This window comes from Actinoplanes sichuanensis (assembly GCF_033097365.1).
Taxonomy (GTDB): domain Bacteria; phylum Actinomycetota; class Actinomycetes; order Mycobacteriales; family Micromonosporaceae; genus Actinoplanes; species Actinoplanes sichuanensis.
Genome location: NZ_AP028461.1, coordinates 4,250,284 through 4,274,874, shown reverse-complemented (window position 1 = coordinate 4,274,874; position 24,591 = coordinate 4,250,284). Strand labels below are relative to the sequence as shown.

Below are 24,591 nucleotides of genomic sequence, written 5' to 3'. Positions count from 1 at the left end.
CTGGTAGTTGCCAGGTCATTCGGCCGGCACCGACAGCGTTGAAGGAAACCACCCGAGGTGCGGATGAAACGGGCCAAAGTCCGACGTATGACCGATGTCCTCATATCGCCCGGCCCCGTGCCGACTTCTTCCTGCCGAGCACTCTGCCGCGAACCGGCGTCCCTCGCCCTTCTAGTCAGGAGTTCTGCATGCCGACAGACGACACCCGATCGCCGTGGGCGATTCTGCAGGCCGGCAACGCCCGGTACGTGGAGGGACGGAGCACGGCCGACGTGCGCCGGGGCCCGGAGCGCCGGTCCGAGTTGGTGGGCGCTCAGGCGCCGGCGGCGATCGTGCTCGGCTGCGCCGACTCGCGGGTGCCGGTCGAGATCCTCTTCGACCAGGGCCTGGGTGACCTCTTCGTGGTCCGCACCGCCGGGCACGTCGTCGACGGCGCGGTCCTCGGCTCGATCGAGTACGCGGTGCAGTGTCTGGAGGTGCCCTCGATCGTGATCGTCGGCCACGACGGGTGCGGCGCGGTGGCCGCGGCGATCGCCATGGTCGACGAGGGCGCGGTGCCGTCCGGCTGTATCCGGGAGGTGGCCGAGCGCATCGCCCCCGACGTCGTGCGGGCCCGGCTCGACGGCGCCGAGACCTTCGAGGAGACGGTCGAGCAGCACGCGTGCCACACCGGGGAACTGCTGTCCGAGCGCTCTTCACTGATCGACGCCGCGGTCCGCGCCGGCCGGCTGACGGTCACCCCCACCCGGTACTCGCTGCGTACCGGCCGGGTCACCGAGGCGGTCCCGCTGCGACGGCTGCTGCCGGTGTGACGAGAAGCCATCCGCGGCCTGTCCCACCGGACAGGCCGCGCGGCGTACGCCGTAGAAAGACCTCGAAGGATTCAGCTTCTCCTCGTAACGTGGAGACATCGCCCTGAATGATCGGTGACTGGCGATGGCGCAGACACGGCGAAGCAGGCCGCACGTGGGCGGCCCGGTCGAAGGTATCGCGACCCCTCGGTACCCGAAAGGACTCCGCCCGCGGAGACCTCAGGCAGGGGTTGGCGTGACCGCCCGGCTGTCGGCGGACGGCCGCGCCAGCCGGTCGCTGTCATAGTTGGTCTCCTCCGGCCGAGGCGAGTTCGCGCAGCACGTCGTCGCCGGTGAACGGCTTTCAGGGGAGTCGATGTCCTCGTCGAGGACATGGGTTTCGCCGAGCGGCGCTTCGACGAACCGTTGCGGCTCACCACCGTGGGCCGGCGCGCCGCCCATGCAGCTCTGCGAGCCCGGGCTCTGCGCAAGGCGATGAGGTTGTCGGTGACCTCCCGGTCCGTCATCGGTAGCCGGGGAAGCACTTCCACAACGTTTTCGCAACGCCGCATACCATGATGATGGTCGATTCTTACGCCGATTCGTCATCGAGCGTGCGGGGTCGGCCGTGATGCATACGAGAAAACTGTCGCTGGCGCAGTGCCGCATCCTGGCCTGCCTGACCGTCCTGGTGCTCGTGGCAACCGCCCTGCCCGGCGGCGGCGAGCCCGCGCCGACGGTGACCGCCTCGGGACCGCCGGTGAGCCCGGCGAGCGCCCCGCCCGTGGAGACGTGCGTCTCGAACGGCGCCGCCACACGGCCGGCGGTGCACACCGTCACCGGGCCGTCGTTTCGGGCGACGGTCACGCCCGGTGAGGCAACCGCACCGGCCCGCACCGTGGAGCATGACGGAGCACGCCTGACCATCGGGCCGGAGGCGGTGAACAACCCCGTCACGATCGGGGTCACGCCACTGACGGTGGCGGATCTTCCCGGCCTGGCCGCTGAGCTGACCAACGTCACCGGTGGCGTGCGCAAGGGCTGGCGGTTCACTCCGCACCCGTACCGCTTCGCCGAGCCGATCGAGGTCGCGCTGCCGTACGACCCGGCGTCGGTGTCGTCCACCTTCACCCCGCAGGACGTGCACACCTTCTGGTTCGATGACACGGCCGGCTGCTGGAAGGCCCTGGAGCGGGTCACGGTCGACGAGAAGAACCACCTGATCATCTCCCGCACCGACCACTTCACCGACATGGTCAACGCGGTGCTCGCGCTGCCTGAATCGCCGCAGGGCACCCAGTTCAACCCGACGCAGATCAAGGACCTTCAGGCGGCTTCCCCGGCCGAGGGGATCAACCTGGTGGCGCCGCCGGCTGCCGCGAGCACCGGTGAGGCGCGCCTGTCGTACCCGATCGAGGTTCCGCCCGGCCGTGCCGGGCTTCAGCCGCAACTCGCCGTCGGCTACGACTCGTCGTCGGCGAACGGCTGGCTGGGGGTGGGCTGGAACCTGGCGGCCACAGCCGTCACGGTGGACACCAGGTGGGGTGTGCCGCGCTACGACACCGGCCTGGAGACCGAAACCTATCTGATGGGTGGCGAGCAGCTGGGGCCGGTCGCGCATCGGGGCCAGCGCGTGGCCCGTACCGCGGAAAAGGTCTTCCAGCCTCGGGTGCAGACCGCCTTCACGAAGGTCGTCCGGCACGGGACGGGCCCGTCGAACTATTCGTGGGAGACGATCGACAAGACGGGCAGGCGATCGTTCTACGGCGGCACCGCCGAGTCGACGTTGCGCGACGATGCCGGCAACATCTTCCAGTGGGTGCTGCGCGAGGTCCGGGACGCGCGCGGCAACGTGATGCGGTTCCACACGGTCATCGTGGAGGACACCGGTGGCGGCACCGTCACGGGCCGGGAGATCTATCTGCGCGAGATCACCTATACCGGCACGGCCTCGGTCGAGGGCCCGTATGCGGTGCGGTTCATCCGGGACCGGGAGCTGGAGGAGCCCCGCCGCGGGGACGTGACCATCGATGCGCGCGGCGGCTTCAAACGGGTCACCGCCGACCTTTTGCGTCGGATCGAGATCACCCTCAACGACCTGCCGGTGCGTGCCTACGAACTCGAGTACACCACCGGTGCGTTCGGCAAGTCGCTGCTGGCCTCGCTGACCCAGTTCGGCTCGGACAACACCGTCTTCCACAAGCACACGTTCGGCTATCACGACGACATCCGCGACGCTGCCGGCGCCTACCAGGCATTCGAGGCGACCGGCTGGACGTCGCCGGACGACGGTCTGCGCAACGGTAAGGTCGCGGCGATCGACGCGGCCGCCGGGCAGGCGTCGGCGATCAACGCCAACACCAGCGACAGCGCCGGCGGCCACCTCTACGTCGGGTTCGGCGCGACCCGTTCCAAGACCAATTCGGTGGGTGTGAAGACCGGCTTCAACCGTACCGAGGACTCCGGCCTGCTCGCCTTGACCGACGTGGACGGCGACAACCTGCCGGACAAGGTGTTCACCCGCGACGGCAGCGTCGTCTATCGCAAGAACCTGTCCCGGCCGGGCGGGGCGGCCCGGTTCGCCGACGAGGTGACGCCACTGCGGAATCTGCCCGGCATCCACGGCCAGCGCAGTAACTCGTCCACCGTCGGCGTGGAGAGCTACCTCGGCGGGGTGGCCGCGCAACTCGACCACGTCGACACGTTCACCACCACCGAGCGATACCTGGCCGACGTGAACGCCGACGGCATCACCGACGTGGTGAACGGCGGGAATGTGCTGTTCGGCCGGATCGGTGCGGACGGCGCCCCGGTCTACGGCCTGTCGTCGCAGACGCCGGCGCCGATCGGTTCGGCGCCGGTCGACACCGAGGGACTGGTCGGCGACCTGACCGCCGACCGGGAACGGGAAATCGACTCGCATCCGCTGGTCGACACGGTCCGTCGCTGGGTAGCGCCCTACGACGGCACCGTGGCGATCACCGGTGACGTGACTCTCGTTCGAGAGCAGAACCAGACCGCCGACGGGGTACGGGTGGCCGTCCAGCACGAGGACGGCGAACTTTGGTCGGCCGTGCTGAATCCCGGTGACCACGCCGCACCCACGACCGGTGCGGTCGCCGTCCAACGCGGTGACCGCCTCTACTTCCGTGTCCAGTCCCGTTTCGACGGCACCGCCGACCGGGTCACCTGGGACCCGCGGATCGCCTACACCGGCGTGCCCGCCACCACCGACGTCAACGGACTCGACCCGTACACCTACTCGGCCTCCGATGACTTCACCGTCGGCGGCCGGGCCGGCAACGTGCTCGCCCCGGTCACCGGAACCCTGCACCTCTCCGGGAACCTGACCAAGAGCGCGGCCACCACCGACGACGTGACCGCCGAGATCACCCGGGCAGGCCAGGTCGTATTCAGCCGCACCCTTGCCGCGGCCGACTCCGGCGAGATCCCGGTCGACCTGGACATCGCGGTCGAGAAGGGCCAGGAACTCACCTGGCGGATCCGGACCGACTCGCCGATCGACCTCAGCAAGCTCACCTGGGTCCCGCAGGCGGCCTACACCACGCCGGAACTGAAGGTCGACGCGCCGTACAGCATCGACATGTACCCCGACGACGGCCTCGATGCCCCGCAGCAGGCGTGGACCGCCCCGGCCGACGGCACACTGACCGTCGTCCCGGACGTGGAGTCCGACCAGCCGGTGATCTTCACGGTGAAGAAGCGGGGCGCGCTGCTGGCCAAAGAGACCGTCATCGAAGGGCTCACCGTGACCGTGCCGGTGAGCGCCGGCGACGAGCTGTTCTTCGACTTCAGCACCCGCGGCGCCCGCCCGGCCGGCCACTCGGTGCAGGTCGGCTACACGCCGGAGGAACTGTCCGGTGCACCCAGCGCCCTGCACAGCACCGTCGCGGAGGGTGCGTTCGCTCAGCCGTACCGCGGATGGGGTGTGATCGGCTACAACGGCAACCGCAACCGGGCCGCACAACCGATCGTCCAGGCCGACCTGGTGATCGACGAATCGTACCGTGACCAGCTGCCGGAGTCCGTGGACCCGCAGGCGCAGCGCGACGAGTTCGCCGCCGACCCGAGGGTCACCCCGCCGAAGGTGTTCCCCTACACCCCGGATCCGGCCACCAACCGGTGGAGCGCAGACGAGCGGCTCTGGGCCGGCCCCGCGTCTGCCGCGAGCTCCCGGCTCGGCACCGAGTCGATCGTGGTGCCGACCGCCGAGGACCTCGCCACCGCCACCGCTGTGCCGCGGACCGCACGGTCGAAGCAGATCTCGCTGACCGGCGGTGCCGGTCTACCCGTCGGCAGCGTCGGCGGCAGCGTGTCCACCGGCGACAGCAGCGCCATCACCGACTATCTCGACCTCAACGGCGACGGTTTCCCGGACGTGGTCGGCGGCTCCGGAATCCAGTACACCGAACCGAGCGGAGCCCTCGGCGACCGTCGGGCCACCCTGCCGGACTCCGCCGTGCGGCGTACCTCCACGATGGCCGGCAACGCCAGCGCCGGCAGCGCCGCACGCACGATCACCACCGGCCTCGGCGACATGGCACCGCCCGCCTCGGACACCGCCAACACCGCGGTGAGCGGCAACGACATGCCGCCGCTCGGCATTGGTGGCAGCCTCGGCACCGGCACCTCGGACACCGCGTTCGACCTGGCCGACATCAACGGTGACGGCCTGCCCGACCGGGTCTACGCCGACGGGCGGGCTGCACTGAACCTGGGCTACCGGTTCGCCGCGCCGGAGCCGTGGCCCGGTGGCGTTCTCAACGACGGCGCCACCGAGAACAGCGGCGCCAACATCGGCTTCAACACCGACTTCTACGGCTTCGCGGGCGGCGCCTCCTACAGCGTCGGGCACAGTTCCACCAAGGAGAGCCTGCTCGACGTGACCGGAGACGGGCTCGCCGACCGGATCTTCGAGGGCAACCCGATCCGGGTCGCGATCAACACCGGTAGCGGGTTCGCCGAGCCGGTGCCGTTCCACGGCGGCGCGGCCGGCATCAACGACGACGCGAACGCACAGGTCGGCGGGGGCGCCTACGTCACCTTCTCCGCCTGCTTCCTGATCATCGCCGGCTGCGTGATCACCAACCCGGGTGCCAGCGTCTCCAGCGGCATCGGGCGCGCCGAACAGGCGCTCCGCGACATCAACGGCGACGGGTACGCCGACCAGCTGCGCTCCACCCGCGACAACCAGCTCACGGTCGCGCAGAACACCACCGGCCGGACCAACCTGCTCAAGACCGTGAACCGGCCGATGGGGTCGCGGATCGACCTCGACTACACCCGCGACGGCAACACCTACGACCAGCCGCAGTCACGGTTCGTACTGTCGCGGGTGGCGCTCTTCGACGGGCGGCCCGGGGACGGGCAGGACACCCAGGTCAGCACGTTCCGCTACGCCGGCGGCGTCTACGACCGCTTCGAGCGGCTCTTCCGCGGCTACACGAACGTGGTCACCGAGCAGCGGGAGCCGGCCGCCGGGTCGGCCGTGCAGCGGGTCACCACCAGCGAGTACGCCACCGACAGCCACTACACACGCGGCCTGGTGACGCGGACCGCGACCGCGGACGGGCAGGGCCGGCTCTTCGTCGAGTCGGTCAACACCTACCAGCAGCGTGAGGTCGCCACGCTGGTGGTGTTCCCGCAACTGGTCGCGACGACGCAGAACTTCTACGAGGGCCGCGAGACGCCGGGCAAGACCACGTCGTCACAGATGAGCTATGACGACGTCGGCAATCTCATCCGGTCGTTCGAGGCCGGCGAGGCGGGCGCCGACGACGACGTCGAGACGAAGATCCGCTACACGTACGAGGACACCGCCTGCAAGACGTCCGGGATCGTCGGAGCGGTCAAGGCCGTCGACGTCCGCGGCGGCGGGGTGCTGATGCGTCACACCGAGGCCACCGTGGACTGTGCCACCGGCGACATCAAGCAGCACCGGGCCGTTCTGGCCGACGGCGGCGTCGCCAAGACCGACCTGACCTACGACGCGTACGGCAACGTACTGACCGTCGTCGAGCCGGAGAATGAGAAGAAGGAGCGGTTCAAGCTCGTCTACACCTACGACCCGGCGCTCACCACCCACGTCACCTCGGTCACCGACAGCTTCGGGTACCGGTCGGAGACCAGCCACAACCTGAAGTTCGGGCGGCCCGAGACCAGTACCGACACCAACGGGCATCAGCAGCGGACACTGTACGACGAGTACGGCCGGGCCGACTCGATCACCGGCCCGTACGAGACCGCCGCCAACCATCCGACCGTCGACATCGAATACCACCCCGAGGCCGCCGTCCCGTACGCGATCACCCGCAACGTCGACCGCAACGCCGACGGCTCGATCAAGACCAACTCGATCGACACCATCACCTTCACCGACGGGCTCGGCCGGATCGTCCAGACCAAGAAGGACGCCACCCTCGGTGGTGTCGAGGCGATGACCGTCTCCGGCCGCGTCGTCTACGACTTCGCGGGCCGGGTCGTCGCCCAGTCGTACCCGGTGAGTGAGGCCAAGGGCGTCCTCAACACCCGGTTCAGCACCAAGGTCGACCCGGTCACCCCGACCCGGATCAGTTACGACGTGCTGGACCGCGCCGTCCGGACGGTACTGCCGGACGGGGCCGTCACCACGGCCGCCTTCGGGTTCGGCGCGGACCGTGCCGGTGGCACCCAGTTCGAGACCGCGGTCACCGACGCGAAGGGCGTCACCAGCCAGACCTACACCGACGTGCACCTGCGGCCGGTAGCGGTGCGGGAGCCCGGGGCGTGGACGTCATATGCGTACGACGCGCTGGGGCAGATCACCACGGTCACCGACGACAACGGCAATACCACCAAGGCGACCTACGACACGTTCGGGCAGCGCACGTCGATGGTCACGCCGGACACCGGGAAGACACAGTACACCTACGACCTGGCCGGCAATCTGATCGCGACGCAGACCGCGAACCTGGCCGCCCGCAAGAAGCCGATCGAGTACGACTACGACCACAACCGCCTGACCGGAATCCGTCACCCGAGCACCCCGTCCGCGGACGTCACCTACACCTACGGCGACCCCGGCGCCGCGAACAACGGCGCGGGCCGGATCGTCAAACTGGCCGACGCCGCCGGCACCGTGACCCGCGGTTACGGGCCGCTCGGCGAGACCGTCGCCGAGACACGCACCGTGACGGCCGGGCTGGACAAGGCCACCGCCTACACCACGAAGTACGAGTACGACACGTGGAACCGCATCCAGCGGATGACCTACCCGGACGGGGAGGTCCTCACCTACCGCTACAACCACGGCGGGCTCGTCGACGGTGCCACCGGGGTCAAGGGCGGGACCGACTACCCGTACCTCACGAAGATCGACTACGACGTCTTCGAGCAGCGGGTGCTCATGCAGACCGGCAACGGGGTGCGCACCACCTACGCCTACGACGCCACCGACCGGCGGCTCGCGACGCTCGCGGCTTCCCAGTCCGACAACGTCACGTTCCAGAGTCAGACGTATGACTACGACCCGGTCGGCAACATCACCTCGATCACCGGGTCGGCAGCGCCGGTCGGCGGTCTCGGCGGTACCAGCACTCAGACGTTCAGCTACGACGACCTGAACCGTCTCGTCGGCTCGGCCGGAGCCTACCGGCCCGCCTCGGGACTGACCGACCAGTACAGGTTGTCACTGACCTACGACACGGTCGGCAACATCACCGCCAAGAACCAGACCCATGACCTGGTCACCGCCGTCGCCGTCGCCACACCGCAGACCGAGACGAGCTATCAGCAGGCGTACGCCTACACCGGAGACAAGCCGCACGCGCCGAGTACCGCCGGGCCATTCGCCTTCAAGTACGACCTGAACGGCAACATGATCTCGCGCGCTGGGCCGAACAAGGCGAAACTGCAGCTCACCTACAACGACGCCAACCAGATGACGTGCAGCACGAGCTCCGGGGTGGCCACCGACGAGACCGATACCGACAGTGACATCGAACTGGTCGCCGACACAGGCTCGTCCTGTAACCCGTCGAAGGGCAAGTCGGTCGAGTACGTCTACGACGGGGCGGGCGAACGGGTCGTCAAGAACGGCGGGTCGGGCAACGTCTCGGTCTACCCGAGCCAGACGTTCACCCAGCGCAACAAGAGCGCCTACAAGCACATCTTCATCGGCGAGAACCGGCTCGTGTCCAAGCTGGTCCAGTCCAGCGGGACGTCCGAGAACGGGCAGTTCTACTTCCAGACCGACCATCTCGGCTCCACCTCGTACGGCACCGACAACACCGGCAAGGTCGTCGAGCACGCCAAGTACCTGCCGACCGGCGAGTCGTGGGCGGGGGAGCGGACCACCGCGATTCCCAGCCCCTACGGCTTCGCCGGCAAGGAACTGGACGGCGAGACCGGGCTGCACTACTTCGGCGCCCGCTACTACGACTCGCGGACGGCACTCTGGCAGACGCCCGATCCGCAACTCGGCGCGTATCTCGACGGCGCCCCTGCCGAAGGGGTCGGCAACCCGGGCAACCTGGCCGCGTACACGTACGCTTCGAACAACCCGGTCCGGATCACCGATCCCGACGGGCGGTGGGTGCACATCGCCGCCGGCGCCGCCTTCGGCTCCCTGATCAGCGCCGGGTTGGAAGGCGTCCAGCAGTACCGGGCCGGTGAGTTCAGCGCCCGCAAACTGCTCGGAGCCGCCGCCGGCGGGGCGGTGTCCGGCGCGATCGGCAGCGCCACGCTCGGCACCGGGCTGCTGGCTCGGGGCGCCGTCGAGGTCGCCGCCGGAGCGGCCGAGGACATCGTCACCAAGGCCGTCAACGGCGAGTCGCAGAACCTCGGCGAGTCAATCGCGGCTGGGCTGACCAGCGCGGTCGGGCCGCTTCCGGGAGGGGCCCGGGCACCCTCGGCGGCGGGGGCGGCCAAGAAGGTCGATTCACCCACACCGGCGCGGTCCTGTCACTCGTTCACGGCTGACACCCTGGTGCTCACCGGCGACGGGACGGCCGTTGCGATCGGGGAACTTCAAGCCGGCGACACCGTGGTGGCCACCGACCCGCTGACCGGGAAGTCGAGCGTTCGGGAGATCACGCTCAAGCACGTCAACCAGGACCGGGAGATGACCGACCTGACCGTCACCGGCGGCGCGGTCATCCGAACCACCCGGCACCACCCGTTCTGGGACGAGACCCGGCAGGCCTGGGTGGAGGCCGCGGACCTGCGGCCCGGAGAACGGCTACGGACGGCCGACGGCACGGTGGTCACGGTCGAGACGGTTCGCAACCACACGGTCCCCGCTCGCACGATGCACGACCTGACCGTCGCGACCGTTCACACCTATTACGTCCTGGCCGGCGAGACCCCGGTGCTCGTCCACAACAACGGAGACGAGCGGTTCACCTACCTGAACCGCTCGGGATACAGCAACTATGTGCTCGTCGACAAGGACAACCGCGTCTACTACTCCGGGATGTTCGGTCCGAATGAAGACGCGGCCGGAGTGCAATCCCGCCACGCGAAGAACCACGATCGATTCGACTATGCGAAGGGCGACAGGATCAGGGTCATGCCGGGCACCCGGACCTACGGCGAATCCCATCTCATGGAACAGCGCCTGGCCGAGCAGCACGGTACGATCATCGGCCGTGACGGCGACAACTACCGCGGTAACCGCCAGAACCCCCTGGACCCGGCAAAAGTCGCCGAGTACGAGGCCTACGAGCGCCGGATCTCTGGAGGGGTGTGCTGATGGCCGGTGTCTCTCCGACCGATGACAGCCGGCCGGAGGTGCGCCTCCGGTTGAGGAGGGTGATCAGCTCGTACCAGGATGACATCGGCGGTCTTCCGACGCTCGGTGAGTTCCTGGAGATCATCGGCTTGGCGCTGCTCTCGGTCTCCGAGGGCGGCGACCTGCCGGCCGGTGTCGCCGGGTTCAGCGCCGAGGTCGGCCGGAAGCGATACCAGCCGCAGCGGGACTCGCGCGTACCGGAACTGAACGACGCGATATTCGCCGAGACGGCCTCGTTCCTGGTCGCCGTCGGCGCGGTGCGGGGGCGCGCCACCTCGCCGGATGAGTTCGCGGCGGCCGTCCTCGACGTTCTTCAGGACGACGATGTCGCCTTCGAGGACGTGCGCGGCCCCGATGTCAGCCGGCTGGCGGCGGTGGTGTCTCGGTCCACCGTCAGACCGAGAGTCGGAGACATCCTGGCGATACGAGTGCGTGAATCCGGTTACCGGATGGCGGTGGTGACGGCGAGGAACCGTTTCGGCACGGCGATCGGCTTGTTCGGGCGGCCGGCCGCGATTCCTCGCCTCACCGCGGCGTCGATCGATTCGGCTGCCACGAGGTCGGTGTACACCGATGATCAGCTCATCATCAGCGGGAAGTGGAAGGTGGTCGGACACGACGAGCGGTTGCTGAGCTCGTTCCCGTCCGACCCGGATATCTACCACGGCCCCGATCCGATCTTCCCGAACGTGGATCTCGGTGATTTCGGGGCCGCCGAGAGCCCGTCGGGAACCTTGCGCAAGGTCGCGAAGAGCGAGGCCGAGGAGGTCGGTCTCCTCAACGACTCCTATCGGCAGGCCTTCGTCAGCGAGCACCTGCATCAGTTACTGGTGAGCGGGGAGATCTGACGCGCTGTTCCGGGAGATTCCCGGTTACCTGGGCCGGTGGAACGGGCGTGTCGCGGGGGTAACGCGGCAAACCGGACCCGGCCACCGTGTCGTCGGTTGGGTTCAAGCCCCTGTCACTTCCGGTGATTGCATCGGACATCAACCCCATGAAATCGTTAAGTATCGATTTCAGGGAGGCGTGCATGACTGAGTTCCGCGTCCTCGGCCCGATCGAGATTCGAGCCGGTGACCGGCCGATCGGAGCGCTCCAGCCACGACAGCGGCACGTCCTCGCGGCTCTGCTCGTGGATGCCAATCGCCCGGTTGCATGGCCCACCCTGGTCGACCGGATCTGGGGCCAGCAACCGCCCGGCGACGCACGAACGTCGGCACGCGCACATCTCTCCCGGGTCCGGGCCGTCCTCGCCACGGCGGCTCGGCTCTCGGGTGTCGCCGTGCACCTCGTCCGTGGCGACGGTGGGTATGAACTGATCGTCGACACCGAACGGATCGACCTGCACCGGATGCGCCGCCTCACCGGGCAGGCCCGCCATCCGAGCGGTGACTCCGAGCAGCGTGTCACCCTGCTGCGCGAGGCTGTTGGTCTGTGGCGGGGTGAGCCCCTGGCCGGGCTGACCGGCGACTGGTCCGATCGGATGCGGGCCTCCTGGGCGCAGGAGCGCCTCGGCATCGTCGCGGCATGGGCCGACGCCGAGATCGACGTGGGCAACGCGGCCGGCGTGATCGGCCGGCTCGCCGACCTCACCGGCGAGTATCCGCTGGTCGAGTCTCTGGCCGTAGCCTACCTGCGCGCCCTGCAATCAGTCGGCCGCACCGCTGAGGCCGTGGCGAGGTATGCCTGGATCCGTGACCGCCTTTCCATCGCCCTCGGCGTCGAACCCGGTGCCGAGCTCCAGCGCCTTCACCGCGCGATGCTGCGGGGCGAGACCCCTCATCCGTTCCCGGCTGCCCCGGCGGTGGTGCCGGTGTCCTCGTCGATCTCCGCGCGGCCGCGTCGGGTCCACTCCCTGCTCTCCGCCGCCCGCCCGCCCGCCGCCTCAGTGATCACGGTCGTGTCCGGAGCAGCCAAGCACACCTCCGTGCTGTCCCGTGATCGGTTGGAGAAGGTGTGTGCCGACGGACCGCACCGGATCAGCGCCATCAAGGCATCCGCCGACCAGGTCCGGCATCAAGCCGAGGACCTACTCGAACTGATTGAGGACGCGGTCACCGCCCGAACCCTGGCCGACGCGCCGGGGCAGCCCGCCGAGGCGCAGAAGGCCCATGCCGTCGACATCAAATCCGCGCGCGAGGCCGTGCAGAACGCTCTGGGGGTCCTCGCCGAAGCCGTGGTCGCAGTGACCGACCTGTGACCGGGTGTCGCGGGGATCAGGTGATCGGGTGACCGAACTCGGCTGACGGCGGCCCCAGTCCCGGACTCGCCGAAGCGCTACACCAACGACGCGAAGCGTTTGACCTTGTCGTCGCCGAACGCTGAGCCGTACCAAGAACGGCCGGAGTCCCGAAGTTGAGTTCAACTGTCCGGGATGCAAACTTCGCCTCGCATTTCTCGGTGCGGGCAATGCAGATGTTCTGGGCGGCTGGGCTCCGCGCCGGTACAGCACGAGGATGGGAAGGCCTGGGCTACTGCTATCGGGACACGGGTCGTCCGGAAGAAGCTGTCGGCAGTCACCCGTAACGTGGGGAACCCTCCCGCTGCCGCTGCGGCGATCTCCTCACTGATGCTGTCCAACATCAGTTGCGAGGTCGCCGTGGGTTCCTGCGATGAGTTGATCGATCGTGACCGCCTCAGCCATATAAGTCGACAGGCCCCTTCCCTGACCGTGTTCGTCCAGAACCTAAACGACGCGAGGGTTTCCACCATTACGGACCATCGGATTTCGCAGCCGATCGGGTGGCTCGGGCAGCGGTCTGCGTCGATCGTCGCCCTGCTGCAACGAGGCAGGGAGCCGGTGTCTGCTGGCCGCCCGCGGATTCGGGCTGCCGGCGCCCGACAGGAGCAGCACCTCTCCCGGTGGCGCATGCAGCCAGCTCGCGGACACTTCGGGGCGCAGGTAAGCGTAGGGGGTCTCGCGGAGCTGATCTCGTAGTCGCGGGCCAAGCCCGCCGGCTTTCGCCTGGTGCCGCGCGCACGGCTGACACCTGCGCCCGGACGTGACCGCTGCGGTGCTGCCAGCCGTGCAGGCGCCGACGTCGGTGCTGCTGGTCGGCGCGCCCGGGTCCGGCAATCCATGCCGGCTCGGGTGCACTGGCGGCCGGCGCAGGTCGTCAGTCACGGCGCGGTGCGTGCCGTGGTCATGTTTGTAGATCGTCGTTACCCCGTGTCCATTGATGTCCAACATCGTCGGATCAGGGCGGGCGGCCGCGAAACACTGTCTCTCTCATCGGCCCGGTTACGCAGAAGCCGGGGATAGAAGGGATTTGCCGTGGCGTCTGTTCGCCGTTCACTCAAAGGCATGAGCCGCCAGGTCGGTGCGGCCGTCCTGGCCGCCGGGCTCGTGCTTGCCGTTGTAGTCGCGCCGGCAAGCCCTGCTTCCGCCGCTGCCCTGGGGCCTGTCAGCAACACCTTCGTGGGGGTATCTGATCCCTCCGTGAGCCAGCCAGCGTCACTGGACAGCGCAACCCGCACGGCGTTCCAATCGGCAAGCCTTACCTGGAACACTACCGACTGCCGCGTGACCCAGACAGAACTTCTCGCGTTCACGATCCATGGCTACCCTCAGTACCAGCACACCGTATGGGTCACCTGCACCGGCGAACCCTTCTACCTGCCGGACACGATGATGCTCAACCGCTACATCAGCAACGGTGAACATCTCAGCACCACCTGGCGCACCTTCCGCGCCACCTACGAAGGCGACCTCGGCAGGCTGCACAGCACACAGAGGCCGGGCACCGTCGCGCTGTACCAGTGCGCCAGCGGCTCCCGTGACACGTTCACCTCCTCTGACGTCAACTGCGAGGGCCAGCGGTACGGCACCCGCCTGGGCTTCATCCACCAGACGCCACCGGCGAGCGTCGCCGCCAAGCGCCTGTACCGGTGCCTGGCTGGGGCGGAGCATTTCGATTCCAATGACTCCAACTGCGAGGGCCAGCGGGTCGAGGGCCTTCTCGGCTACACACTGGCATAACGCCGCTTACGCCGGGCCCATGGCGCGACCGATGCCGTCCTCCGCCAACTCGGACGGCGGCATCTGCTCGGGACTGTCTGTCGAGCGGTGTGACGAGGCGCGGTCTGGCGCTCGGTGATCACCGCTCTGCCGTTTCCACCGTTCCCGGGCGGTCCTCCACGATGCTCGGCTGACGGCGTCGCAAACCAGGCTCGGCCGTGTATTGGAGAACAGCCTCTGGCCGATGCTGACGGCCGGGATGATCGTCCGTCGGTATGCGGGACACCGTGGCTGGGCAGGGCGGCCGTGCGCTGGGCCCGGTGGTGATGTTCTGGCCGAGAGCCGAGTTCGATGCCGTGGTGCTGCGCTGGCCGGTGTCCCGCTGAGAAAGGGCGCCGGCGCTCATCGCTGTAGCACGTGATGAGGAAGTTCGGAAAGGCGTAGTCGGGAACTGTGGTAGCCGTGCAGCCATCACATGTTCTCGGCAGGTGACCGCCCGGTGGTGGCGGCGTGGTTACCGGCAGCGGTGGCCACCAGGTTGGGGATCGTGGTGTCGGTCAGGAGTTGACGGGGTTGAGTTCGCGGCGGGTCGAGGGCAGCCTGAACAGCACCGGCCACCGCCAGCGGGTCATGTCCGCGAGCCGTACGTCGTTGATGATTTTGTTGGCGAGGACGGTCAGGCTCTCGGTGCCGAGATCCATCTCGAAACTCGCCGTCCGCCGACACCTCTACCAGATCCACAACATGCTCGACTGTGGCCTGTCCGGCGCCGGGTCGAGGCCAACAACACCCCTCCACGACTGCTGACCCGCCAAGGCTGCGGCCACCACTCCGCCACTGGCCTGGTCGCCATGGTCGTGCCCGCCGCCGCGGCTTCCGCCACCAATACCCGGACGATCATGAACACCACCCCACGAAAACGTCCGCAGACCCACAAGCCAAAGATCCACAGACCCTGAAGGTCCGTTGGTGCACAGCGGAGTCATTATCGAGAGGGATACGCATGGCCTGGTGGAAGCGCGGTGATCGGGACCATCCGCTGGCGGAGCCGGCCCCGCCGCCGGATTGGCGGGAGGATCCTCGAGTTGCCCGCATGGTCCAGCTGAAGGAGCGGGCTCTGCAACTGCAGGCCGCCGGGCATGCCGAGCAGTCGCTGGATGGCGTCCTGGAGGGTGTGGCGCTGGGCCGTGAGCTCGTTGCGGCGTACAGCGAACCGGTCCATCTGCAGGAACTTGCGGCGATGTTGTACGGGTTGGCCTCGATCCTGAACCGGTTGGGCCGCGCTCTCGAGGCCGTCGATGCTCTGCAGGAGAGCCGGGCGGCGTACGAGCGGCTTCAGGCGGCCGGCGAGCCGGGCATGGTGCCACTGATCGCCGATGTCCGGGTCCGCCACGCCGCCTCGATGTCGCTGCTGGGCTGGGCGTCCAGTGCGGTGGTGGAGAGCGACTTGGCGCTGGCCTCCTACCGCGACCTGGTCGCCGGCCCGGACGGGTCTCAGCATCTGCCCGACCTGATCAGAGTGCTGGGGATGAACGCGGGGATCCTGTCCCGCTCCGGCGACCCGGACCTGGCGTGCGCATCCGCCGACGAGGCTGTCCGGAGTTTCATGGCCAATCTTGCCGCCTTCGGCACCACCCCGCAGGCAACGGCCTACTTGACCTCGCTGTTGGAGTCGTGCCGGGTGGCCGGTCGGGTCCATGCCGCCCGAGACAGGCTGGGGCTGGCTCTGTCGGCGGACGGCATCGCCGTGCAGCTCGCGCAGGGTCTGGTGGAGCACGGCGGGGACGGGCACCGGTGGTGGCTGGCGGCAGCGGTCGCGCGACACGGGGCGCATCTGGTGGCGGCCGGTCAGCCGGGGACGGGTGCGGCACGGATCCGCCAGGCGCGTGCGATCGACGCAGCCGCCGCGGATGAGGAACTCGCCGTGGTCCAGGACCTGCCGGCAGAGCAGCAGCGCCTCGGCCTCTCCCTCGGGGTCGCGCTGCGGCGTGCCGCGGAGTGCGGCGTCGACGGTGTAGCCGACGTGCTGGACCTGGCCACCGACGAGCCGGGCACCGCGATGGTGTCCCCGTCACAACGCTGCGAACCGGCGCGAGCGGCGGAGCGGGCCGAGGCGCTCGGGCGGGTGGGGCTGGCCACGCTGCCGGCTGCACCCACCGAGGGGGTACGCATCTGTGTGGAGGCCCACGTGATGTTCGCGCTCGTGTCCGAGCGGGGCGGTGCCGTGCCGACGTTCTGGGCGGAGCTGCTGGACGGGTTGGTGGACGCGGTTGGCATCGGTGCCTACGGCGGTGACCTGGTCACGTGGCGGGAGCGGATCAGACAGCGCGGAGGTCCGTCCTGAGCAACCACCGGTAGCTCACCGCGATGAGAAGGGCCCGCCCGTGTGGTCAAAGGGGCCTTGCACCGGGAGCTTGGACACTCGAACCTTGGATCCTGAGGTCGGGGGATCCCTCCGCACTGTCCAGCCGTGTCCAATATTGCTCTGTCCGCGCATGCGCCGCCGCTAGCATGCCCCCCTACACGGCTCAAGTTTCACCTGCGAGTCGGGCACTTGGAGTCCGGACCGCAGCCGATCGCTCAGGCCACCCGTCGACGTCAAGCGATGTAGTGATGCTGAGTCTCCGGTTGTCGCGGCTCGACAAGCATGGCGCCCCGGGCCGGGTCAACCGGTGGCGGTCCGGATGACCACGGTGGGGATCTGGCTACAGATCGTCACCTGTTGCATCGACAGCATATGGAGGCGCTGGTGCGCTGGTGGCAAGGTGAGAATAGGGGTGCAGGCGACGCGGAGGCACCGCCGGTGGCCGATTCGGGTCGGTCCGAGATCGACTCGAACCCGGCAGTCAACACCGGGCCGGACCCTGAGTTCGTGCGGCTTCTCGGGGAAGTGGGCGGCCTGATGGTCGAGACCGAGCTGATCAGCACCGCCGTCGGCATGTGCCAGCTCGCGGTCGAGGAGAGCCGTCGGCTCGCCGCGGTGGACCCGCCGCGATACAGGCCCGCGCTGGCCGGGCAACTGCACGTGATGGCGTGGGCATGGTGCAGAGCAGAACGCATGCCCGACGCCGTGGAAGCGGCTGCGGAGGCGGTGATGCTGTACCGGGCCGTCGACGACACCGACCCGGCCGGGCACCGCGCGGGCCTGGCCGCTGCGCTGAACCGACTCGGCTTCATGCAGCACCTCGACGGCTCGACGGCGCAGGCGATTGCGCCGCTCGAGGAGGCGGTTCGGCTGTACCGTGCCGAAGCCGGCACCTCAGCGATAGTGGTGCCCGACGCCGCTTACGCCGAGGCGCTGTGGAACTACGGCGTCGTCCTCTGGGAGACGGGACATGCCGACGAGGCACTCGAGGTCAGGATCGGGGTGCTGGAGATCTATCGGGCGCTGTTCGCCGCGGACCCGGACTACCGGTCGATGTACCTGCTGGTGGCGGACGGGGTGGCCACATCGCTGGAGAATCAGGGGCGAACGGCCGAGTCTGCGATGGTAAGGCGGGAAGCAGCCACGACGCCGTTGCCGGAACCGCAGGACGACCACACCCGAAACGCTCTGTTAGCGATGCTCGACGCAATGTTGAAGCTGGCCCGGTATCTCGCGGAGGCCGACCGCGCAGACGAGGCCGCCTACCTGGCCCGGCAAGCGGTCGGTGTGTTCCGGCAGATGCGTGCGGCCGACCCGGGCGCCTCGTGGTCCGGGCTGCTCGCAGTCTCGGCGCTGGCAGGTGTTCCGGCTGAGCCCTCCGCGCTGGACTTGCTCGCGTCGGGTGCGGTGGCGGACGCCATCGTGGCCGCCGGGCAGGAGGTCGACCGGAACCGTCGGCTTGCCGCGGAAGACCCTGCCTCCCACCGGCCGGCACTGGCCATCGCCCTGAACAACGTCGGAAACATGCTGCGCGAGAAGCACCGGTACGACGAGGCGGTTGAGCGGATGACGGAGGCCGTCGAGCTCTTCCGGGCGCTGGCCGAGGACCAACCAGAGCAATTCCGGCCGGCACTGGCGATGTCGCTGGCCAACCTGGCGAGCGCGTTGACCAACGCGGGCCGATACGACGAGGCTCTGGTGCCCGCCGAGCAGTCCCTGGCACGTTTCACAGAACTGGCCGCCGGGTCACCGGCGCAGCACGCAGCCGACGTCGATAAGGCGAGGGAACAGGTGGCCCGGCTCGCGGCGCTCGCTCCCGACGCCGGCGTGACGGCCGTCGAGGAGGCGGTCGCCCGATACCGGGGCCTGGCCGCTACCGATCCGGTGACCCACCAGGAGCAGTACGCCACCACCCTGCTCGACCTCGCCACGCAGGTCGTGTCCAAGGATCCGCTGCGGGCATCACAGGCAGCAGAGCAAGCGACTGCCCTCTACCTCGGGCTGGCCACGCCACACCTCGATCGGCTTGAGATACAGCTGGCTCGGGCCAACCACCTGAACTCCGTCGCGCTGCATCAAGCGGGTCGGTACCCGGCGGCGCTCAGCGCGGCGGGCGAGGCGCTGGCCCGCTACCGGCGGCTCGCCGCCGCCCATCCGGGCGGGTTCAACGAGACGATCGAGCTGGTCCGGCACCATCACGCGGTCCTCACCGAACTGTGCGCACAGATGGCGGAGGCCCCTGGCATGGTCGACGCGCATGAATGAGCTTGGTGGGGATCCTCGGCTACCCAGCGGTCCTGCTGCTGGCCCGGCAGGCCAGCCAGGCGCGGATCCGGATCGCTGCCGATGCACCGGCGACGCCGCAGCAGCCCGGCACCGGACGGTGGCCTTCGACGCCATGCCACAGGACACCGACAGCCCGGGATGGCGTCGGCTGCTCACGCTGATCGACGAGGCCGCCGCCGACGGTAGGGAGGTATTTCAGCCGTTCACTGAGATGAGTTTCGATGAACGCCTCAAGGTCGTCACCCTCCCGCCGACCATTGCCAAACTGACCGAGGTCAGAAGGCTGGTCCTTTACAACACTCGTCTGGTGCGGCTGCCGCCGGAGATCGGCGCCATGACGAACCTGGAGGAGTTCTGGCCGTATCAATCACATCGGCTGCGATGGTTTCCGTACGAGGTGACCCGCTGCCTCCGGCTGCGCGACAGTTCGGTGAGTACGCGGGTGCTGTACGGCAATTTCCGGAACGGGTCATCGTTTCCGCATCTGTCGCCGGTCACGACCATCGACCGGCCCGACCGTCTCGACCCTGCTGTCCGGGGCGTGGACGCGGTCCGTACCTGCAGTGTCTGCGACGGTCCCGTCAATCGCGAGCTGCACCAGGTGTGGATCTCCTTGCGCGTCGCCACCGACGTGCTGCCGTTACTGGTCAACGCTTGTTCCGCCACGTGTGTGGCGTCACTGCCGCAACCGGCACCCGGCTATCTCTCGACGCCACACACCGGATGCCCGCGGCTGGAACCGCCAGGATCGTTTTGGTGATCCTCCTGAAAGGAGTGAAACCTCAGTCTTGAGGTCGGCGCCTTTCCCGCTCAACACTGCGCCGTGGTCGGCGGTGGGGTCCCCGATAGCGGTGTAACGCGGTTGGCGTGATCGTCTGCGCCGGACATCCCGTCCGGCATAGAGCGCGGCCATCGCGTGATCTTTCGAGCGAACGTCTCACGGAACTCTCGAAAGGGGCCGTGATCGCCGGTGGCTTGCCCTCGGCCGATCGGTGCCCTCGCTCAAGAAGCGCGGCGGCGGGCTGCCTCGTCGAGCATGGCGACGAGGTTGGCGATCGTCGGCCGGTTGGGATGTCCGGCCGAGGTCGTGGCCAGAGCCTGGTGAGCCAGTGCGCGTGCCTCCTCGAAGGCATCGAGCGTCTGGGTGGCCAGACAATATTGTGTGAGTGCCTGGGCTGCCACCACGGCGACCGTCGGGTATCGGGGGTGGGCCGGAGTGACCAACGCGACCGACCGGCGGGCGTGGAGCACCGCCTCGGTGAGCACGGTGATGTCTCGGTTCTGCTGGTGGAGCAGTACCAGCGCGTTGACGAGATTGCTCAGGGCACCTGCGTGTTCGGTGTCGTCCGGGTAGTGCTGCGAGCCGGCGAAACGGGCGGTCGTGACCGCCTCGCTGAGCGCGTCGGGATCGTGGGTGATCTGGTACAGGTCGATCAGGGTGGTGGCCAGTGCGCCGGCGGCCCTGCCCGGGAGGCTGTTGCTGGACACGGCGGCGGCGAGACCTTTCCGCCCGCTCTGCACCGCCTCGTCCAGTGCGGACCGGTCGCCGGTGCGTGCCGCGGTGGTGCGAAGAAGCACGCACAGGATCCCCTGTGCCATCGCGGTGGCTGCGACATCGTCCCGGCTGGCTTCGACCGCGATACGGGCGGCCTCCACAGCCATGGCCAGCAGGTGGGGGTCGTCGCTGTTCTGAACCTGAATCCGCAGCTTCTCCGCCGTGGTGAGCGGGTCGCTGACGTCGAGAAAGATCGGGTCCCGACGGGGTTCGGGCCGCCTCGCTGATTGGTTCTGCGGTCCCGGTGGGGGCTGCGATGCGGAATCGGGCTCGTCCTCACCACGGTCCGCCGCGCCGGAGACGACCTGGCGGAGAAAGTCTCCCGCCGGATGACCCAGCGATATCAGCGACTCCACCCAGGTGCCGGCACCCTGCCGGTCACCTGCGGCGACCAGCGTCAAGACCATGTTGGCCATCGCGTCGGGTGATCCGGCCTCGGCTCCGAGCCGGTAGTGTCGCAGAGCTCCGGCCGGATCGCCCCGAAGCCGAAGAAGGTTCGCCAGACTGTTGTGGGTCTCGGTGTTGCCGTGCTCGCAGGCGGCCCGCCACCACCGCTCGGCCTCGTCGAGGAGGCCGTCCTGCTTATACAGCACTCCCAGGTTGTGCATGGCCGCAGCCTCGCCTTGGTCGGCACCGCGGCGGAAGGCCGTGTAGGCGTTGTCCCGGCGGCCGCATTCCAACAGCAGGCTGCCGATGTCGCTGAGCAGGGTCGGATCCGTGGTGGCTGCGGCCCGGGTCAGCAACTGGGCCGCCAGTTCCTTCTCCCCGTTCTGGAGGGCCTGTACGCCAAGAGCGATCAATGGGCGTGGGTCGGCCTCGACGGGTTCGGGCTTCGCCTTCCGGAATCGGTCGAACATCGTGATGTCTCCCCATTGCAGACGATGGCCGGTCACCACTGCGGCACCCTGCAGTATGGTCGCCGCTACCGGCCGGGGTAAGAGCCCCTCGGTAGACCACAGACCGTGGTGCGCGCCGACGGGGAGATCTTGATTGTCGGTCCATGGGCCAGCTCCGATCTGCAATGTTGGACACGGCTGGACATGGAAACCGTTCCGCCGTCAGCGAGTTCGCCGAGCAGCCGACGACCACACCCTGATCATCGACGCCCTCATCGCCGCTCGGCGAATCTGCGGCGGCATGGCCGGCGCGACTTCCACTATGACTCCTTGAACCAAGCAGTACACATCGATTGCCTTCGCTGCTGCTTGTGTGGCGGTCGGGGCCGGCGGCCGATGAGCAAGGTCGGCAGCTCGGCCGAGAACGCCTTGGCCGAGTCGTTCAACGCGATCTCCAAACGCGAGACCGGCGCGGATTTCCTCCGATCTGGTTCGGCGCCGGGTGGTGTGGCTGCTCGCTCACGGCATTGCTCTGGTATCGGCTCGGATTCTCTCTGGAGGACGACGGCCACGTCACGTCGATGATCGCGAATTGATGCGTCCGCCGTGGTCACTGCCTCGCCCGCTCCTCGATGCTGTTCTTCGCCTTTGCGCTCGTCGGCCGGGTACAGCGAATGGCGGCGGTCACAATGAGCGATGACTACAGAAATTGGGTGATCGGATCATGTCCTACCGGGGGCTCCTTGAGCGCCGACATGGCGCCCGCCTCGGTGGCGTCATTCCAGGGTGGACGCACGAGTTCGACGCCCTGTTCTCGATCATCACCGGTGTTGTTGAAACGATGCGGCGCCTGCTCGCAGATGCGTGCGACGATGGTTTGGAGGGTGGCGGGAGGGAGTTCCGTGGTGCCTCTGAGCGGTGCCGACGTTCTGGATCCGGGTGATGGACGCGAGAAACCTGCCCTCGACAGGGCGGTACTGGACGACGCCGGTCGTGCGACAGTGGTCGAGGCGATCCGTCGCTGTTACACCCGTGGTGGGTTGCGCTGGCCGGGCCGAGTTTACTGGGTGGCGTCGCCGCTGCAGGGAGCCATTTTGGCCACCGACCTCGCCCGGGGGCATACTCGTATGCTCACCCGGTTCACCGCGATGATCACGTTCCTGACGCGGGCAGTCCGGTCCACGGTGTACGGCGCGGTTGTCTACGCGGCGGCCGTAGCGTTGCCCTGTTGTGTGCTGGTACTAGGCATGGTGGGCGTGCTGAGCCCGAACAGCCTTCCACCATCGGCCGGCCATGAAGCCGGTCATGGTCGCGGCGCCTGGATCGGTGCGGTCGTCGGCGGTCTGCTGATGATCGTGCTGTTCATGGCGGTGTTCGCCAATACCGGCCGCGAGTTCACGCCGCCTTTCGCTGAGGGTATCGCGGTGATCCCGTTTGCTGGTGGGTCTGCTCTTGTCGGCTGTGTTCTCGGGTTCATCGTGAGCGTGATCGTCGGGGGTTCGGCTCCGCTGACGCAGGATTGGATCGCCGCGCTGCTGGCCTGGACTCTGATCCCTGCCGTCGGTTTCGCCGCGATCGTCGGGGCCGTGATGCGGTGGCGGTGGGGTCCGCCCGTTTCCCTGAAGTACGTCGACCGCGCCCACCTGCGGCTGCTGCGAGCCCTGCAGCCCACAGCAGATGGGGGGAACACCGGAACGCCGAAGCGCCAGTGGGTCTCGGAGCCCGTCGACACGATAGCCATCACCATCGAACAGGTGCTCGCCGAGATGACGCCGAATGGTCCCGTCGCCTACCCGGTGAATCACATCGACGGGCGCCTATCGCTTACCGGCGGTACCGACTCCGGTGTGCAGGACTTTGCCGGTGTGTCACAGGCGGGATGGTGGTGGCCCCACACCGAGTTCGTCGTCATCGCCGATCCGCCGACGACGCTGCGCCTCGAGGAAATCGGCTCCACCCGGCAGCCCGGCACACCGGGCGCCCGACGCCTGCACCATCCCGGCGAACCAGCCGCCGAGTGGTCCGACGGATTCCGGCTCTACGCCTGGCGCGGCACCGGCGTCACCGCCGACCTCATTGAACAGAGCACCACCGACGCGATCAGCCGCCAGCACGACCGTGCTGTACGGCGCGCGGCGATCGCCGTCATCGGATGGAGCGCCTACCTTCGTCGTGCCCGATGGGACCTCCTCGCCCGCACCCAAGATCCCGCCGACCCGACACACGTCCTGGGCCTCTACCGGGACCTCGACGATCTGGCCGATGTCAAAGTGCTGATGCTGACCGATGAGGATCCCCGCAGTTGCGCCGAACCCGATCGGCACGCGATACCCGTGCCCGGTTGGGTCAGAGACCCCATGGCGGCGGCAGCCTGGTTGTATGGCTGCTCCGCCGACACCTTCCACCAGCTGCGAGACGCTCGCGGTGCCGACACGGCGAAGACCGGCACCGCCGACGAACCAACGATCCTTACCGGGCCGCTGTCCCGAGGTGGCCTGTTGATCTTTGCGCAGCAGGCCGTTGACCTCCCCGAGACGGCCTGGGACAGGCTGCCGGAGGACGGCATCCCTCTTCAACCGGACGGCGACTGCCATTGGCTTCGCCCCGGCCCGCAGTCACCTGACATCCTCTGTGCCGCCCCCGAACCCGGCGACGGTCGCACTCTGCTGTATCTGAGGATCCCTGTAGGCCAGAACGCCGGCCTGGCCCCTCCCGGCGCCCGGCGGCCCGTCCTCGTCGGGCCTGGCACCTATCGCGTCAACGCGAAGCCCCCATCCCCGTTCGGCCTCGCCGGATGGCCACCATGACATGGCTGTTCACCCGCGACATCGCGACCATCGCCGACCTCTTCCGGCCGGGGCGGAGACTGCCGGCAGCCGGGACCGGGCCCGGGAACGACGCCGTGAGGGGGCTCCGCCCGATCGAGCGGGACCGTCGCCGGAAGGGTCCGTGCCTGCCCGTGGCGGAGATCGATGCCAGGGTCGGCGCTGAGGTCGGCCTTTGTTGGTCG

12 protein-coding genes are annotated in these 24,591 nt (G+C 68.4%); 9 read left to right on the top strand and 3 right to left on the bottom strand.

Annotated features, from left to right (window positions below; all coding sequences use genetic code 11):
• Positions 1-188 precede the first annotated feature (188 nt).
• Positions 189-812, top strand: a complete 624-nt coding sequence (locus tag Q0Z83_RS19705) for a carbonic anhydrase (RefSeq protein ID WP_317795417.1) — start codon at positions 189-191, stop codon at positions 810-812.
• A 219-nt stretch (positions 813-1,031) separates the two neighbouring features.
• Here Q0Z83_RS19705 and Q0Z83_RS19700 read toward each other — a convergent pair whose 3' ends face one another.
• The gene (locus Q0Z83_RS19700; protein ID WP_317795416.1) at positions 1,032-1,253 is read right to left on the bottom strand and encodes a hypothetical protein; all 222 of its coding nucleotides are present in this window, start codon (positions 1,251-1,253) and stop codon (positions 1,032-1,034) included.
• 169 nt (positions 1,254-1,422) lie between these two features.
• Here Q0Z83_RS19700 and Q0Z83_RS19695 point away from each other — a divergent pair, with 169 nt between their 5' ends.
• From Q0Z83_RS19695 to Q0Z83_RS19680, 4 genes are all read left to right on the top strand, one after another.
• Positions 1,423-10,542, top strand: a complete 9,120-nt coding sequence (locus tag Q0Z83_RS19695) for a SpvB/TcaC N-terminal domain-containing protein (protein WP_317795415.1) — start codon at positions 1,423-1,425, stop codon at positions 10,540-10,542.
• Entirely contained in the window at positions 10,542-11,429 is an 888-nt protein-coding gene (locus Q0Z83_RS19690; RefSeq protein WP_317795414.1) for a hypothetical protein, read from the top strand. Before Q0Z83_RS19695 ends, Q0Z83_RS19690 begins: the two co-directional genes overlap by 1 nt.
• Before the next feature lie 182 nt (positions 11,430-11,611).
• Positions 11,612-12,781 (top strand): AfsR/SARP family transcriptional regulator, encoded by a 1,170-nt coding sequence (locus tag Q0Z83_RS19685; RefSeq protein ID WP_317795413.1) that lies wholly within the window; start codon positions 11,612-11,614, stop codon positions 12,779-12,781.
• Positions 12,782-13,885: 1,104 nt separating this feature from the next.
• Positions 13,886-14,560, top strand: coding sequence for a hypothetical protein (locus Q0Z83_RS19680; RefSeq protein ID WP_317795412.1), 675 nt, complete (start codon positions 13,886-13,888; stop codon positions 14,558-14,560).
• A 536-nt stretch (positions 14,561-15,096) separates the two neighbouring features.
• Here the strand turns inward: Q0Z83_RS19680 and Q0Z83_RS19675 are convergent.
• Complete coding sequence (locus tag Q0Z83_RS19675) at positions 15,097-15,240, bottom strand: hypothetical protein (protein WP_317795411.1); 144 nt, start codon at positions 15,238-15,240, stop codon at positions 15,097-15,099.
• Positions 15,241-15,632: 392 nt separating this feature from the next.
• On the opposite strand from Q0Z83_RS19675, the gene Q0Z83_RS19670 reads away from it, so the two are divergent.
• From Q0Z83_RS19670 to Q0Z83_RS19660, 3 genes are all read left to right on the top strand, one after another.
• Positions 15,633-16,883 (top strand): hypothetical protein, encoded by a 1,251-nt coding sequence (locus tag Q0Z83_RS19670; RefSeq protein ID WP_317795410.1) that lies wholly within the window; start codon positions 15,633-15,635, stop codon positions 16,881-16,883.
• A 393-nt stretch (positions 16,884-17,276) separates the two neighbouring features.
• Positions 17,277-19,169, top strand: a complete 1,893-nt coding sequence (locus tag Q0Z83_RS19665; protein WP_317795409.1) for a tetratricopeptide repeat protein — start codon at positions 17,277-17,279, stop codon at positions 19,167-19,169.
• A gap of 118 nt (positions 19,170-19,287) precedes the next feature.
• Entirely contained in the window at positions 19,288-19,950 is a 663-nt protein-coding gene (locus tag Q0Z83_RS19660; RefSeq protein ID WP_317795408.1) for a leucine-rich repeat domain-containing protein, read from the top strand.
• A 242-nt stretch (positions 19,951-20,192) separates the two neighbouring features.
• On the opposite strand, the gene Q0Z83_RS19655 is transcribed toward Q0Z83_RS19660, so the two are convergent.
• The gene (locus Q0Z83_RS19655) at positions 20,193-21,638 is read right to left on the bottom strand and encodes a tetratricopeptide repeat protein (protein ID WP_317795407.1); all 1,446 of its coding nucleotides are present in this window, start codon (positions 21,636-21,638) and stop codon (positions 20,193-20,195) included.
• A gap of 575 nt (positions 21,639-22,213) precedes the next feature.
• Here Q0Z83_RS19655 and Q0Z83_RS19650 point away from each other — a divergent pair.
• Complete coding sequence (locus tag Q0Z83_RS19650; protein WP_317795406.1) at positions 22,214-24,388, top strand: DUF6745 domain-containing protein; 2,175 nt, start codon at positions 22,214-22,216, stop codon at positions 24,386-24,388.
• Positions 24,389-24,591: the final 203 nt, after the last annotated feature.

What these genes read in the sequence shown, in the direction of transcription:
- Q0Z83_RS19700 (WP_317795416.1), bottom strand. Translation starts at nt 1,253, where the DNA reads ATGGGCGGCGCGCCGGCCCACGGTGGTGAGCCGCAACGGTTCGTCGAA.
- Q0Z83_RS19690 (WP_317795414.1), top strand. Translation starts at nt 10,542, where the DNA reads ATGGCCGGTGTCTCTCCGACCGATGACAGCCGGCCGGAGGTGCGCCTC.
- Q0Z83_RS19675 (WP_317795411.1), bottom strand. Translation starts at nt 15,240, where the DNA reads ATGGATCTCGGCACCGAGAGCCTGACCGTCCTCGCCAACAAAATCATC.
- Q0Z83_RS19665 (WP_317795409.1), top strand. Translation starts at nt 17,277, where the DNA reads ATGGAGGCGCTGGTGCGCTGGTGGCAAGGTGAGAATAGGGGTGCAGGC.
- Q0Z83_RS19680 (WP_317795412.1), top strand. Translation starts at nt 13,886, where the DNA reads ATGAGCCGCCAGGTCGGTGCGGCCGTCCTGGCCGCCGGGCTCGTGCTT.
- Q0Z83_RS19685 (WP_317795413.1), top strand. Translation starts at nt 11,612, where the DNA reads ATGACTGAGTTCCGCGTCCTCGGCCCGATCGAGATTCGAGCCGGTGAC.
- Q0Z83_RS19705 (WP_317795417.1), top strand. Translation starts at nt 189, where the DNA reads ATGCCGACAGACGACACCCGATCGCCGTGGGCGATTCTGCAGGCCGGC.
- Q0Z83_RS19650 (WP_317795406.1), top strand. Translation starts at nt 22,214, where the DNA reads ATGCTGTTCTTCGCCTTTGCGCTCGTCGGCCGGGTACAGCGAATGGCG.
- Q0Z83_RS19670 (WP_317795410.1), top strand. Translation starts at nt 15,633, where the DNA reads ATGGTCCAGCTGAAGGAGCGGGCTCTGCAACTGCAGGCCGCCGGGCAT.
- Q0Z83_RS19695 (WP_317795415.1), top strand. Translation starts at nt 1,423, where the DNA reads ATGCATACGAGAAAACTGTCGCTGGCGCAGTGCCGCATCCTGGCCTGC.